Origin of the sequence: Paracoccus sp. (in: a-proteobacteria) (assembly GCF_032007265.1) — a bacterium.
In the GTDB taxonomy this organism is placed as follows: domain Bacteria; phylum Pseudomonadota; class Alphaproteobacteria; order Rhodobacterales; family Rhodobacteraceae; genus Paracoccus.
Genome location: NZ_DALZMB010000098.1, coordinates 1 through 13,959 on the forward strand (window position 1 = coordinate 1; position 13,959 = coordinate 13,959).

At 56.4% G+C, this 13,959-nt stretch carries 13 protein-coding genes, 1 pseudogene and 1 other annotated feature; of the genes and pseudogenes, 4 read left to right on the top strand and 10 right to left on the bottom strand.

Going from position 1 to position 13,959, the window contains the following annotated elements; genetic code table 11:
• From RTS12_RS16670 to RTS12_RS16715, 10 genes are all read right to left on the bottom strand, one after another.
• Positions 1-307 (bottom strand): hypothetical protein (locus RTS12_RS16670; RefSeq protein WP_312530513.1); only part of this gene is annotated, 307 nt, incomplete at its 3' end.
• A gap of 213 nt (positions 308-520) precedes the next feature.
• The gene (locus RTS12_RS16675; RefSeq protein ID WP_312530514.1) at positions 521-1,690 is read right to left on the bottom strand and encodes a DUF4123 domain-containing protein; all 1,170 of its coding nucleotides are present in this window, start codon (positions 1,688-1,690) and stop codon (positions 521-523) included.
• A gap of 713 nt (positions 1,691-2,403) precedes the next feature.
• Positions 2,404-2,610 (bottom strand): hypothetical protein, encoded by a 207-nt coding sequence (locus RTS12_RS16680; RefSeq protein ID WP_312530516.1) that lies wholly within the window; start codon positions 2,608-2,610, stop codon positions 2,404-2,406.
• A 620-nt stretch (positions 2,611-3,230) separates the two neighbouring features.
• Positions 3,231-4,700, bottom strand: coding sequence for an LLM class flavin-dependent oxidoreductase (locus tag RTS12_RS16685; RefSeq protein ID WP_312530518.1), 1,470 nt, complete (start codon positions 4,698-4,700; stop codon positions 3,231-3,233).
• Positions 4,701-4,778: 78 nt separating this feature from the next.
• Positions 4,779-5,342: a cytochrome c gene (locus RTS12_RS16690; protein WP_312530520.1), complete on the bottom strand. Its 564-nt coding sequence runs from the start codon at positions 5,340-5,342 to the stop codon at positions 4,779-4,781.
• Positions 5,329-6,636, bottom strand: a complete 1,308-nt coding sequence (gene soxC, locus RTS12_RS16695; RefSeq protein WP_312530521.1) for a sulfite dehydrogenase — start codon at positions 6,634-6,636, stop codon at positions 5,329-5,331. The genes RTS12_RS16690 and soxC overlap by 14 nt, the downstream gene beginning before the upstream one ends.
• 67 nt (positions 6,637-6,703) lie before the next feature.
• Positions 6,704-7,144, bottom strand: a complete 441-nt coding sequence (locus RTS12_RS16700) for a riboflavin kinase (RefSeq protein ID WP_312530523.1) — start codon at positions 7,142-7,144, stop codon at positions 6,704-6,706.
• A gap of 47 nt (positions 7,145-7,191) precedes the next feature.
• Positions 7,192-7,710 carry a flavin reductase family protein gene (locus RTS12_RS16705; RefSeq protein WP_312530526.1) on the bottom strand — a complete coding sequence of 173 codons (519 nt, stop codon included), beginning with the start codon at positions 7,708-7,710 and terminating at the stop codon, positions 7,192-7,194.
• 42 nt (positions 7,711-7,752) lie between these two features.
• Entirely contained in the window at positions 7,753-8,424 is a 672-nt protein-coding gene (ribB, locus tag RTS12_RS16710) for a 3,4-dihydroxy-2-butanone-4-phosphate synthase (RefSeq protein WP_312530528.1), read from the bottom strand.
• Complete coding sequence (locus RTS12_RS16715) at positions 8,421-9,062, bottom strand: NAD(P)H-dependent oxidoreductase (protein ID WP_312530530.1); 642 nt, start codon at positions 9,060-9,062, stop codon at positions 8,421-8,423. Before RTS12_RS16715 ends, ribB begins: the two co-directional genes overlap by 4 nt.
• A 485-nt stretch (positions 9,063-9,547) precedes the next feature.
• On the opposite strand from RTS12_RS16715, the gene RTS12_RS16720 reads away from it, so the two are divergent.
• From RTS12_RS16720 to RTS12_RS16740, 4 genes and pseudogenes are all read left to right on the top strand, one after another.
• Positions 9,548-10,621, top strand: a complete 1,074-nt coding sequence (locus tag RTS12_RS16720) for a hypothetical protein (RefSeq protein ID WP_312530532.1) — start codon at positions 9,548-9,550, stop codon at positions 10,619-10,621.
• Positions 10,622-10,796: 175 nt separating this feature from the next.
• Entirely contained in the window at positions 10,797-11,402 is a 606-nt protein-coding gene (locus RTS12_RS16725; protein ID WP_312530534.1) for a TetR/AcrR family transcriptional regulator, read from the top strand.
• A gap of 177 nt (positions 11,403-11,579) precedes the next feature.
• Positions 11,580-12,818 (top strand): MFS transporter, encoded by a 1,239-nt coding sequence (locus RTS12_RS16730; RefSeq protein WP_312530536.1) that lies wholly within the window; start codon positions 11,580-11,582, stop codon positions 12,816-12,818.
• A 389-nt stretch (positions 12,819-13,207) separates the two neighbouring features.
• Positions 13,208-13,321, bottom strand: a sequence feature (AL1L pseudoknot).
• Positions 13,322-13,686: 365 nt separating this feature from the next.
• A pseudogene (locus RTS12_RS16740) lies at positions 13,687-13,959 on the top strand (DDE-type integrase/transposase/recombinase); the annotation flags it as partial.

The following is a 13,959-nucleotide window of genomic DNA, read 5'->3' on the forward strand; positions in this document are numbered from 1 at the left end:
CGATCAGCATGCAGGGCATGAGCGCAAAGCCGTCGATGCTGCGAACCCCGGTGCCGGAGCCGGTATCTCCGCCCGATGCCGCATGCGGCAGCTGCCACTCTTGGATGCGGGAGGCGTCGGGGCTCATCTCGAAGGCCAGATTACCCATGGCGACCAATCGGACGACGCGGTCCTGATAATCCATCGCCCAAGGAACCGGATAGGCGGCGGTGACATATTTCCCGTCGGTCATGAAGCCGCAAACCGGGCAGTCCTGACAGGTTTGAGTCGCTTCGGCTGTTGCCGCGTTGCGCAACTCCTGGTTCATTGGAACCGTGGCGCCGGGCTCGAGCTCCTTCGCGAGCGGGTCAATGGTATCATATCCCCCGCCTGCCCCTTCGAACTCAGGGATATAGCCTCGGCCGCCGCTAGAGCCCCAGTCCTGTTGCGATGACCCCCAGCCGCCCTCTAAAGGGCCGCCTCCGGGAGCTAGAAACGCACGCTTTGCGGCTTCTTTCAAAAGAGATTTCACCATTTTGACCTACCACCATGGCTTCAAAGGCAGCCGAGCCTTAAGTATCTGAGCCTTCAATGCAGAGAGATATGTCTTAAATCTCATATCCGGCGAGGTTCTGGCCTTAGACCAATAGGCGCGAAACGCATCGCCCTGCCAAAACCTGCGATCAAAAATAGTCCCAAGAAGAATGAAGGTGCCGGGAAGACCTTCCTGGGTGATGCCGAGCGCGCTACAGGCCGCCCTCGCCTCCGAGATCCGGGCCCTCAGCTCATCAAGGCCCTCACCCCCAAGCAGCTTACGGTAGCTTGCATGATAGGCGCGCGCCGCCCGGCGATCGGCAAGCGCAACGCCCACGGCGTCGAACTCCTCGCGTCTGAACCCAATCTTGGGCTGCAGGCTTTGCGCGATATCCCCGCTAAGATCGAGGCGAACCGAATATGCGCCGTCAAACGGATTGAAGACCAAGGCACGCTCGATCACAGCCGGATCAAGCAGCCGTAAAACAAGCGGTAACTGCGCGGCATTTTTCTGGCGTAGGTAGAGCCCCATGAAATCCGTATCCCAGAAGCGAAAAAAGAGCCATTGCCCGTTTTCATCTTTGATCTTGGTGAACTTCCGGAAATGTCCGCTTAGCCCATTTAGACCGGACCGGCTTCGGATAAAGATGCCCCAATTTTCCATCCAGAGCGCCTGATCGGATCGCTGTTCGCACCCTTCGAGAAAGAAGCGACGTATGAATCTGTTGCCCGGCTCGAGCTGTACCAGCCACGGGCCGCTCGCGATTAGTCTTTCATCCGCGCCCTCTCCAAAAAGGCTTCGCCCCTCGAGGCCGTATGCTTCGATCATTTCGGGTATGTTCGGCACCCTCGCCCCGTCAATAACGACAAAGGTCAAGATCTCGGCGATCCCTGCACCAGTGGCCGATGCCGTCGGCTGCAGCCACGGGGAAATTGCCTCGGGGATATGGTCCTGAAAAGGGTGGCTAGCAGATCTTGAAAGCGGCTCTGCGTTGGAAATGGTCTCAAATATCAGCCTTTGCAGCTGCATGGCTTCCGCGTCGCTGCGCTTTCCCGCCGGTATATCGAGCCAGAAGTCACTCTCACCGCGTATCGAACCCTGAGCCATTATAAAAGCACAACCTGAGAACCAATAAAATCCGCCAAGCTTCCGTGTTAAACACGTCAGCCCGTTCATAAAGTTGCCTCAAGCATTACTCAGCCCGCCCCGGCGATCAACCCCAGAACCTACACAGCAACCAGACCTCCTCTCAGGGACCTTCCATTAAACGCTATCTTGCCACGCTTCGCCCCCTTCATGGTAGTGACAAGGCAAAATAGCTTTCAACTTGGGCCTCCGTATCGGCTAGCAAGTCCAATTTTAACTTCGTGGACGTGTTCCGCGAGCAGGCGACGGCACCCTGTGCAGCGAAACGTCATCAACCAAAATCAAAAGAACGGTCCCAAAGATATATTTTATTAATTATTTCAGTTAATTACATGTGGGTAGACTATTGCTTTCTTGCGCACGCCTTCCCTTTTTCCGACATGATTGCCAAAAACAGGGGAAGCATGCGCGAACGCGAGCAATAGCCTGCGCAAGGCCGTCAAGCTAAGTCCGCGCGGATCGCTGATTTAGGGTAATAGATGGCCAATTGCGGCGTGGGAATAGATCCCCGCACTACTGCCTGCGGGGAAAATAGCACCTGCGTTAAGTCGCGCTTGCAGCTCGCTCCACCGCAGACGAGCCGAAACCTCCAGCGTGCGAAAACTGATGAAGCGATCGTGGCATGCCGCGCGGTCGGTAGCGCTCATCCGCACCTGAGCTCTGCCTCGGGGGCCCCACGCCTGTCGGCAGGAAAGGCCATTCCGGCGAAAAAGGGTGAGGAGCTCGCTTGGCGGCAGCCCTTACTAATAGGCAAAGGCATCCAGAAAAATCGCCTCCCCCTCCTGCCCGACATGCCCGAGATTCACTAAAACAGAAGCAAAGCCCGAGCTCTGCACATATTTGCCCACCAGAGCCAATTGGCCGAAGCGAATGCTTTCGATAATCTCAGGTAAAGTCATTCGCGATCTGACCGACGCTTCGCCCAGACTGCGCCAGTCATGCGTGGCCACGTAAATCGGCTCGGTACCGAGCGTTAGGTCGTCGATCAGGTCCTGCGTAACCCAAGCGTTCCAGCCCCGGTTATGCCCGCAGAACGGTTTGTCGGGCGCTAAACCAGATCATCGATTGGCGCCGCAGGCCATTGGCCAGTCAGCGTCGACAACGGCCCCGAAGACATCAGCGCGACACCGCCGATCTGGGCCGAGAAGCAGGGCATAGACCTTAACTGCAGATGGTCAAAAGTTTAAACGGCGATGGTCAGAGGTGTTCGACACCGATGATCAGAGAAATCGACGCATTGGGTCGATGTTGTTGAAAAACTCTTCGCTTGATTGGCGCAAAGCCTGCTAGTTCCCTTAGTTTGTGAGGATCGGGAGAGTGCCGCGATGCTGGGAAGGCAGAAGGTTCGTGCTCGGCTGTTCTATGCGTTCGATCTCGAGGCGCATGTTCCGCCTGATCACCTCGTCCGGGAAGCTGTTTTACGAACAGACTGGGCATATCGACCATCTCCGACCACGCAAGGTTGGTTCGATCAAGGGCAACGTCGTTCCAGCTCTCCGGATCCTAACCTATATGCGCGAACGCTGATGCCGTGGCTTCTGCCACGACACCGCATTTCAGATCAGTACACTCAGGCGGTCTTCCTTTTCCGTTCGAATGACACCAGTTCCTGTCCTTCGAATGTCGAGGGCTGGGTCTTGTCCGCGACGCTTGGTTTTCCGACATAATGTGCATGCCAGGTCGCGGCGGGATGCGTCGGCTCTACGTGGCCATCCTCCGTGCCGATCAGCTTCGTACGAAGCGTCCCGTCCTTGTAGGAAGTCTGGGCCCTGCCGCGCCGCACCAGTTCGGGTACGACATAATCGATAAAGTCCGTGGTGGTGCCGGGGGTGATCGCATAGGCTAGGTTGAAGCCGTCGACACCGCCCTCATCGACCCATTTCTCCAGCATGTCCGCTACTTTCTGCGGTCCGCCGACCAGAACCGGACCTAGCCCACCGATGCAGCGGTGACGGATGACGTCACGCACGGTCCAGACCTGACCATCTTCGGCATTCGTAAGCGATTCCAGCGTCGTACGCAGGCTGTCATTAGGTACGGCCTCAAGTGGCGCGTCCGGATCTAGTTTCGAGAAGTCAATGCCGGTCCAGCCGCCATACAGCGCCAGCATGCCCTCGGGGTTCGCGTATTCGAGGAACTCTTCGTACTTCGCCTCAGCAGCTTCGTCGTCAGCGCCGGTGATAACGGTTAGCAGGCTGAAGATCTTGATCGAATCCGCGCTGCGTCCGGCTTCGACCGCCAGACGGCGAATGTCGTCGGTCACGGGCTTGGCGGCCTCGGGACTGGTGGTCAGGATGAACATCCCCTCTGCATGGGACGATGCGAATTTGCGACCGCGACCCGAAGCCCCAGCCTGGAAGATCATAGGCGTGCGCTGTGGAGAAGGTTCGCACAAGTGAAAGCCCGGAACCTTGAAATATTCGCCTTCGTGCTCGATCGGATGGATCTTCGAGGCATCCGCGAACACACCACTGGCCTTGTCGCGCTTGACGGCAGTATCTTCCCAGCTGCCTTCCCAAAGCTTGTAGATGACCTCCATATATTCGTCTGCCATGTCATAGCGCTGGTCATGGGTCATCTGCTTGTCCATGCCCAGATTGACCGCCGCGCTGTTCAGGTACGAGGAGACGACGTTCCATGCGACGCGCCCCTTGGTCAGATGATCCAGCGTCGAAAGGCGGCGGGCCAGAAGATAGGGATGTTCGTAGGTAATTGCCGCCGTCACCCCGAAGCCGACATGCTTAGTGACCGCAGCCATGGCTGAGATAGCCGCGAAAGGATCGTTCACCGGCACCTGCGCAGCATCCTTCAGCGCCGCCTCACCCGAGCCGCGATAGACGTCATAGACCCCGACCACATCGGCGATGAACAGCGTGTCGAAATGTCCGCGCTCAAGTTCGATCGCCATGTTGGTCCAGTATTCGATGTCGTTATACCGGGTGGCCTGGCTGCTTGGGTGGCGCCACATGCCGGTCGACTGGTGGCTGACACAGGTCATGTCGAAGGCGTTCAGGATAATCCGCTTTTTTTCAGTGGCCATGAGAGATCCTTCCTTTTCACATGTTTTATCGATCCTCCAAAGTGGAGGGCAGTGGGGCGGTATAGTTGGCCGGGCCGATCAGTCGTCGGCCTGGCCCCAGCTCAGTTTGAGATCGTAAGATTCGCCGCGATAAAAACCGTCGGCATTCGGCATCTTCACGGCAGCAAGCGAAGCTGGATCCAGCGTCGTATCCTCGGGCAGGATGCCGCCGCGATTGAGGACATAGGCAGAAAGCGCATAAACCTCGTCATCGCTCAGCGAGCCGGGCTGATCGAAGGGCATGGCGCGCTTAATATAATCGAACAGCGTTTCGGCATGGGGCCAGTAGCTTTCGACCGTCTTGACCGGTTTATCGCTTGCCAGCGTGCCGCGCCCGCCGATCAGCTTGGCACCACCGGTTTCGGGGATCCCCTCCAGCTCCTCACCGTGGCAATAGGCACAGCGATCGACATAAAGCTGCTGTCCTTGCGCTACAGTGCCACTGCCGGGCGGCAAATCGCCCCCACCCGGCGCATAGGCTGCCATCCCCTTAAGGTCGTCGGGTCCGATCGGGGTGCCCCAGTTTGAGGCGGGTTCGGCCTGCAAGGCCAGCGGAGCCGCTACCATGACGGCGCAGATTGCCATAGCGTTAGACCTGAACATTGGACACATCCCCCGCCGCATCAATGGCCCAGCTTTGAATGGCATTGTAGTGATATACCGAGTTCATGCCGCGCATCTCGATCAGCTTGCTCCGTGTCAATTGCCGCGCTCCGGTCTCGTCCCAGCAACGGCTTTGCAGGACTGCTCCCGTGCCGTCCCAGTGCCAGGGAAAGGTGAAGCGCACGGTGCATTGCGGCTCGGGCGAGTTTTCCAACCTTGCGGGTGCCCAGGTCTTGCCGCCATCAGTCGAGATATCGACCGCCTGCACACGTCCCCTGCCCGTCCAAGCAAATCCCGAGATCTGATAATGGCCTGGTTTCGGCAGCTTCATTTCGCCAGAAGGAAAGGTGATGACGGACTTGGGGTCCATCTCCAGCGTGAACAGCTTAGCCCGGCCGTCTGCATAGAGATCGGTGTATTTCGATGTCTCTTCACGCGTCATGAAAGGCTTATCCGATACCTGCAGTCGGCGCAGCCATTTGATATGGGTGTTGCCCTCATACCCCGGCAGCACCAGGCGCAGGGGGTAGCCCTGTTCGGGACGCAACGCCTCGCCGTTCTGGCCATAGACGATCATCCCGTCACGCATCAGCTTGTCCATCGGAATGGACCGCGTCATGACTGACGCATCTGCGCCCTCGGCCAGTACCCAATCCGCTTGTGGGTCCAGGTTCACCGCGCGCGCAAGGGTCGAAAATAGCACCCCCGTCCATTCCGAGGTCGACAGCAACCCATGCGTACGCTGGACGTTCTTGGCTGTGACACCTTTCCACTCGGTCAAGGTATTACCCGAACATTCAATGAAATGCTTGCGCGTGACCGAAGGCAGTGCCCTCAAATCGGCCATCGAGAACCTCTTCGCCTCTGCGACCATTCCGTGAATGAACAGCTGATGATGTGCCGGGTCGATGGTAGGAATGCCGCCGTGATGGCGCTCGAAATGCAAGCCCGAGGGCGTCAGGTTGCCCAGCATCGCCGCCAGCGGCGTGAACGTCCAGGACGTGATGTCAGTCGAATTGTCTTCTTTGATCCGCACCTCAGTCTCGAACTGAGAGCGGGTGCCATAGCCACCATCTTCTAGAAGCGCGCGGCCTGGCTCTTTAGTGGGATCGGCGGGCACATCGTAAAGGACAGCGCCCGGCGGGGCTTTCTCGGCATCCTGCGCTGCGGCAATCCCGACCGATGCTGCCAGAAAGCCCACCCCTGTACCCATGGACCGACCAAGGAAGGCACGGCGCGTCAGGTCCGGCCTCATACCATCCCGGCAGTCACATTCGTCGGCGGTTGTGCTCAACTCTCCTTCATTCGATCGCATATGCGTGTCCTCCCGTTTTGTGATGGCCGCTTTGGCGACGGTCTTGTCAGATCTGGTGAAAGCAGCGTGCTGCCGCGATATCTCTCTGAATTTGCGACATGAACTCTTCGATGTCAGCGAAGCGCGCTTCGGGGCGCAGGAAGCAGTCAAAGCGCACGGACAGAGTAGCGCCATAGATACTGCGGGAAAATTCGAACAAATGAACCTCTAGCAGCGGCGCACCGTCGTCGAAATGTGGACGCGTCCCCCATGAGGCGATCCCCGCGATCGTCGCGGTGCCCAGGAATGCGGTCACTGCGTAGATGCCGTATGCGGGTGCGTGCTCGAGCTTGATCGCCAGATTGGCGGTCGGGATACCCAGTTCGCGGCCCAGTTTGTTGCCGTGGATGACACGCCCGCTGACAACCATCGGCGGCCTTCCGTCGGCAAGGGCGAAAAGCGCGGCCTCCCGCGTGGCCTCCGCCATGAATTCGATCTGCTCAATCATCTTGCTGAACCCCTCCCAAAGTTCGCGCAATGCGATCTGGCTTTGTACTAGCCCGCCATCAGCGAGACCGCGCCATAGCACCCGTCGTAATAAACAAGCGGGGGCTTGCCGCTGATCTCAGTCTGCTCGATCCGGCCGAAAAAGATGGTATGCGTACCGACATCCATAACCTGGCTGACCGTGCAGACCATCGCCGCCGCCGCATTCGTGATAACAGGCACGCCCTTGTCGGTCAGTCGATGCGGAACCGAGGCGAAAACATCATCTGCCTTTGTGCCGAAGCGCTCGGCCACGTCGCGCTGGTCCGCCGCGATGACATTGACCGTGAAGGCGCTTTTGTTGGCGATATGCGGATAGGTCCGGGTCGAGCGGTTGACCGCAATCAGCAGCGTCGGCGGATCAGCACACACACTACAGACAGCCGTCGCCGTGAAGCCATAAAGCGCACCCTGATTTTCGGTGCTGATGACCGTCACGGTCCCAGCCAGGCTGCGCATAACTTTGCGGAACGTGTCGCCGTCGACACCCTGCTCTGGTGCCATTTCAATCCGGGATTGCTCGGTCATGATGAGGTCTCCGTGATAGGGGATAGTTGGCAGAGCGTGATGCTACGCCCTCACCAATTGCTTATCGGCGTGTTCATTACGTTGCCGCCAGGCAATCAGGTCCTTGATCGTCCCAAGCGGCAGCCCGAAACTATCGGCCCAGACCCGCAGTTCAGGCAGACGCGCCATTTGCCCGTCATCCAGCATGATTTCGCAGATCACGGCAGCGGCCGTATGACCACAGATGCGAGAAATATCGACAGATGCCTCGGTATGTCCGGCCCGCTCAAGCACACCGCCATTGCGCGCGATCAGAGGGAACATATGCCCAGGGGAACAGATCCGCTCGGGTCCTGTGTCTTCGGCAATAGCTTCAGCGATGGTGCGCGCGCGATCGACGGCTGAAATGCCGGTCGTAATCCCGGTTCGCGCCTCGATGGATTGGGTAAAGGCAGTATGTTGTGCACAATGGGCGCTGTCCTGGTTTGCACGAGAAAGACCAAGCTTGGCCGCGTGAGCTTCGGTCAGCGTCAGACAGATCAGCCCGCTTGCCTGCTTGGCCATGAAGGCAAGCACCTGCGGCGTCGCGAAGTCGGCTGGTATAATAATGTCGCCCTCGTTCTCGCGGTCTTCGTCGTCAATCAGGACATAGGGGCGCCCTACAGCCGCCGCTGCGAGTACCTTCTCAATTGGGTCGATGTAGCAAGAGAACTCGGTCTGACGCGAAATGATCATGGGAGTATCCTTGAAATCTGTTTCCGGCTGGCCTCAGCGGCATTCATCCTGTCGTCGGCCCCTCGATTTGCGCTATTGCGCGGCGAAAAACTTTCCAGCCCCATGCAGCTTCGCATCGTGTACATCTGCACAGCCTCGATCGCGGTCAACTGAGCGGCTTCGCGTAGTCGTCGAGAAAGAACGCCGCCGTCACTGATTTCATGTTGCGTGGCGAATAAGGTTGTCGATGTGGTGACAATACCTATCGAGCTGAACAGCGGTCTCATTTGGTGCTCCAACATCAACCCATGCATAGGCGTTTCTCCGTTGGCGACTGGAACGGCAATCCGCCCTCTCATGCGTTCATCGTCCAGAAGATCAAAAAGCTGTTTTAATAGTCCGGTATATGAAGCGTGATAAACTGGAGTTCCGACGACAAGTATTTCAGCGCTTTCTACTTGGCGAAGAATGTGGTCGCCTTTAACCGAAAGGCCACTACGTTGAGGCGCGGAAAACAGATCTGGTCCAACCTCGCAGAGTTCAATCTGTCGCAATTCCATCGCGATGCTTTCCCCCATGGCCGCACAAAGTTCGGCCAATAGATACTGCGTCCGAGACGGTTTATGCGGGCTTCCGTTGATGCTTGCGACGACGACCATGGCCCCCTCCCCAACCTCTGTATCGACCGTTCCATACTGACACAGGAAAAGACCAAAGCAATACAAAGTTTGCGCTCTGGAAAGTTACCATTCACGCTGCGATCGAATGGATTTACCGCGTTAATATATTGTTTCTGTATAAGAAAATAACCACCTTAGAGCACTCAAGGAAGGCGCCGCACTTTGGTCTCGGCAAAGCAGCACATTGACCGAAAAGCTCTTGGCGCTTTGAAGCCACTAAAACTAAAGTATGATTTCAACAGATGATGACATACTCAATTGGACTACTGCGGCGGGCTCTGCAGTTGATGCGGAGTGGATGATTCGAAACCGGATCAAATGTGAGACCAAAGGATTATTTCACCCTCACTTTGACGAGCGAGATCTATCCTGGACGATTCCGATAAGACAATTCGCCCATATTGCTAGTTTCGCGGACGGCGTAATTTTAAGGCATTGCATCAATGCAAACGGAAGGACCGAAAATGAATCGCTCTTTGACGCCGTTTCGCCCCAAAATCTTCCTCACCGGATTCGTCCTGATATACGGCCTGACAATTATCTCATGCTATCTCGTGAATGAGATCGTCAGATATTATCCGATTGGCCCGTGGCGCGGTGAAGATATTGCCGCAAACTACTGGCTCGACAATGTGAGCTGGCAGATCTTTTCAGCGTGGTGGGCGTGTCTGTTATTTTGCTGTGGCTTTTTCCCGTTTGATCGCATCCAAAGTAAGCCTGTACGAGGAGTCGCGTTGACCGTTACGTCATGGATTCTTGGCTGGTTATCTGCCAAGTTAATCTTTGCAATCGGACCCGGCGTCAACGGGATCTTTCCCTTGGTAGGAACAACTTGGTTTTTGCTGGCCCTGATCTGCTTTGCAGGTGGGAACTGGCCGGTGGAGAAACTGCCGAAGGGGCGTCAGTTCGCGCTGATCCTTCTGATGATCATAGGAGGTACCTATCTCATCACCCATTCAGCAATAGTCTGGATTCCCGCTTGGTGGTTTCCATTCCTGCTTGTGGGTCTTGGCACAACGACACTCACTTACATAACCCGCGGACTCAGTAAGCCTTCGACCGCCATGACGATTATTTTGATCCTCTTTGCCGCCGTTGCCTTGTGTGTGAACGTCTCAGCATCACTGGGAATTTGGGATTTCGCATTAGCCCCGATTTCTCAGTTTTGGATAATGGGACATTTCACAGCCGATCAATATTGGCTGCTGTGGTTCTTCACTGCCACCTCTGTCCATTATGCCATGCCAGTTATTACCATGAACTATCCCTTCACGCGCATCGCGATGCCGTTTGGTGGCCTGCTTGCCTGTGCCGTATGGATCGGCGTTTCTGTGCTTGTCGCAACGCTGATCCAGCGGATGATCGGGCCGGTTTTCGAGGATATGAACGAGGCGCTGACCTATGCCTACATGGGCGTCAACTGGTCCTTGGTCATTCCCCTGGTCTTTGGCATCGGCTTTGAAGAGCCCTACGCTTGGGCCGAGACCGACAGCCAAAACCTCTCGCAACTTCCTGAAAAGATCGAAGAGGCAGTGTAATCGGTTGGCGGGTTGCTGCTTGCCTCGGCAGCCCGTATCTCCGTCGTGAAAAGGAACCAGATCGGGAGGTAGTCTTTGGGCAGAGCTAGCTGCGACTCTGTCATCCTATCGCAACCTTTCGATAGGATGACATTCCGTTGGACTTGTGGCAATTTTGGCTTTTAAGGGGGCAATCATGAACGAGATATTTAGCTCCGGAGAGAAAAGATCGGCTGGTCAGCAAAAGGCATTCATTCATAAAGTCTGCGCAGAACTGTTTGCTAAGCATGGCTACGGCTCAGTTGGCGTGGCAGAGCTTTGCTCTGCTGTCGGCCTTGGCCGTGGCGCGTTCTATTATCATGTTAAGAGCAAGGAAGACATCTTACTGGACATCTCGGTCGGATATATGAAGCGCTTATGCGCCGAAGCCGAAGGGACAGTTGCCAAGAACCTTTCTGTGGACGACGCGATCCGCGAGCTGAGCGATCATTTCCTTCGCACCATGTTCGAGCACCGTGCGGAGATGACCGTCTGTTTCCGAGAGCTGCACCTACTGAGTCCCGAAAATCAGCGCACGGTGATCGACCTGCACCGCAATTATGAAGCCATCTGGCGCAGCGTGATTCTTCGCGGCACTGCGGAGGGTGCCTTCCGGGATATCCATACCATTGACCTCAAAGCACTGATGGGCATGTATTTTTACAGTTTCCTTTGGGCCAAGCCGCAAGGAAACGCGACTGCGACCGAAATTGCCGATCATTTTTCTACCCTTGTGCTCGAGGCAATCCGACAGCGGAACTAACCCCCTACCCTTGTCTGACGCTTTCGCTTGCCCGGCAGCTGGCAGCGCGTGTCATCCCATTCTTTAAGACCATTGATCTACCCGCGATCTCGATCATCTCAAGGATCTTGGATTGACGGGCTAATATCAAAGGTTCAATATTGATCGTGTACCGAACGGTCAGTATTGGAGGTCCCAATGTCTCTCGCCGCGGACGCCGCAACCGCACCGCCATCAGGGCGATGGGCAGCCCTTGGCAAGATTTGCCTGGGCATCATATTTGCCATGACACCGTGGTTTTCGGCCACAGCAATCCTTCCAGAGTTGCGCCTGCATTGGGAGTTCACCACCTTCCAGGCTGCAATGATGACAAACGGCGTCCAAGTCGGCTTCGTTATCGGTGCGCTCGCCTCGAGCTTCACCGGCCTACCCGACATCGTCCCTATCAGGGTTCTGATGGCGTCGGCTGCAATTGCCGCAGGCCTCTTGAACTTGGCCCTCCTGATTGCACCCGGTCCGGAGGCCGCGGTTTTTCTTCGGATTCTCACCGGAATCGCTCTGGCGCTCGTATATCCGCCTGCGATGAAATTGGTGACAACCTGGTTCATTCGAGGCCGGGGAATCGCACTCGGCTTGGTGATCGGTGGCCTGACTCTTGGGTCAGCATTCCCGCATCTGATTCACGCCCTTACTTCCTCTGTCGATTGGCGACTGGTAGTCAGCGCAACCTCGATCCTCAGTATGATCGCGGGGATTATCTTTATTCTTTTTGTATCCGACGGCCCCTACTCAAACCCTACCGTCAAGTTCAAGCCAAGCCAGATCGGGATCATTGTGCGAGACAAGGGCGTCGCTTTGGCGAACCTCGGATACTTTGGCCATATGTGGGAACTCTACGCAATGTGGGGCTGGTTTCTGGTCTTCATGCGCGCCGCCCTTGAAGCCAATGGATTGGCCCCCATTGGGCAGGCGTCAGTAATCACGTTCGTTGTCATTGCATCTGGCGCATTTGGTTGCGTAGCCGGTGGCTGGCTGGCCGACAGGATCGGACGAACCGCCACAACCGTACTCATGATGATCGTGTCCGGGCTATGCGCAATTGTCATCGGTTTCGCTTTCGACGGACCGTTATGGGCGCTGATCATGATTTCTGTCATCTGGGGAGTATCCGTCATAGGGGACTCTGCCCAATTTTCCGCAATGGTCACCGAAATTGCTGACAACCGGCTGATCGGAACAGCACTCGCTTTCCAGATGGGTATCGGTTTCGCGCTGACTGTCGTGTCCATCCAGTTATTGCCAACTTTCGTTGGCTGGATGGGGAGTTGGCAATGGGCGTTTCTTTTTCTCGTGCCCGGTCCGTTGATCGGTGTGATAGCCATGCTGGCTTTACGGCGTTTGCCTGTCGCAAGAAAGATCGCGCAAGGATTGCGATAGGTCCATGCGTGGTTCAAGACAGATTTTCGAACATGCCGGTCGACGAATGATTTAGAACAGCCGTGCTAATGGGTGACTGGCTCAGCCGGTGTCGCACCTATGACATTTGCTTCGCACCGCAAGGAAAGAAACATCGAATGAAAGGCCAAGTCCGCAAATCGCCCGTGATCCGCTCCACTCGAGTGGTCCGTTTCAAAAGTGAGTGGATCATCGGCCTTTGGTCTCTGGCGACGATGGATTCCGGGGCCGGTGGGCAATAGCACGATGCATTGTGGGGCGTTTCGTGTTGTCTTGCTTCCTCCATTGCTCGATCAGGATCTACGCCTCGCGGAGGCCATAGAAGAACTGCCCGTTCACCAGCTAGTCGCGAAAGCTGACGTTGAAGCTCTCGCAATCGGTAGTAGGTTGCAGATTGACGCGCCCCCACGCGCGCCCCGATGGATATCAATCAAACTCACCATCACTTCGATCGGCGGTCGAGGTCCGCCATGGCAAAATATGCTGATGCCTTGCACAGGATCTCATTCGCCAGGCGCGGCTCTCAGCTCTCGCGCTCATAGGCCTAGAGGCGATCCGACATCTCGCTCGAACCGCCCAACCTCTTGCCGCGATTGACTTCGGCGACTACCAACGCGAGCGATGCTGGCCTTCTTTGTAAACCAGCGTCCGAATCGCTCGAGCGCACTCTTCAGGGGAAAACTTACTCGGGATCTTGCTCATGATGCTCCATCCCACTCAGGAGCGATCCTGCCTCCGTGAAGTCGTCCGTCGTTGTCTTTAGGAAACGGAGGATTGAGAATGGCAAACAAAGGTCCAAAGCCGGAAGATATTGTCTCAAAGTTGCGGCAGGTTGAGGTTCTGATGGGGCATCCTCGACGAGTTCAGCCGCGAATGTCTGACGAGCTGGGTGCGGCGTAAGTTGAACGCGACAGACGTGATTGATGCACTCACTGACCTGTTCATCTTGCGTGGCGTTCCCGCCTTCATCCTCTCCGATAACGGGCCGGAGTTCATTGCCCTGGCCGTTCGGGACTGGTTCAGCGCCGTCGGCGCGAAAACGGCTTACATCGCGCCCGGATCGCCTTGGGAGAATGGTTATTGCGAGAGCTTCAACGCCCGCTTTCACGATGAAATGCTGAAC